The sequence below is a fragment of the Corallococcus sp. AB030 genome (assembly GCF_003668965.1).
In the GTDB taxonomy this organism is placed as follows: Bacteria; Myxococcota; Myxococcia; order Myxococcales; family Myxococcaceae; genus Corallococcus; species Corallococcus exiguus.
Genome location: NZ_RAWQ01000488.1, coordinates 1 through 476, shown reverse-complemented (window position 1 = coordinate 476; position 476 = coordinate 1). Strand labels below are relative to the sequence as shown.

Genomic DNA, 476 nt, shown 5'->3' with positions numbered 1-476 from the left:
GCTCAGCCCAGAAAGCGTCGGGATCGCTGACCGAGCGAGCGTACATCTGCTCGTAGGCGTCGCTGGAAACATGAGTGCGTGCGATCGCAGCCGCACTCGGCTGAAAGACGAGCTGCTCGCTCAAAACTATCCTCCCTTTTCTCTCCCGGCCTTTGTTCTAAAGACCCGCCCCAATAGGGGCAAGGGCCTGACTTTGCGAGCAAGGAGAAAGGTCCGCAGCCACAAGCCGTTAACCGGCCTCGATTAACATGACGGCAAACAACGCCTGCCCAAGGGGAGCCCAACATGGCTGAGATGACCATCCGCGCTGCCACGGCAGCCGACATCGACCTGATCCACCGCGAGCTGGTGGACGTGATCGCGTCCTCGCCGCACTACAATGATCGTTTCAAGGCGCACGAGACGGCGCGGCTGAACAAGAATTTTCTGCGTACCCTGCTGGCGCTCGACCCCTGGCACATCATGATCATGTGCAC

At 59.9% G+C, this 476-nt stretch carries 1 protein-coding gene; it reads left to right on the top strand.

Going from position 1 to position 476, the window contains the following annotated elements; translation table 11 throughout:
• Positions 1 to 285: 285 nt before the first annotated feature.
• Positions 286 to 476: hypothetical protein (locus D7Y15_RS43735; protein WP_148713060.1), on the top strand; the 191-nt coding region annotated here is incomplete at its 3' end.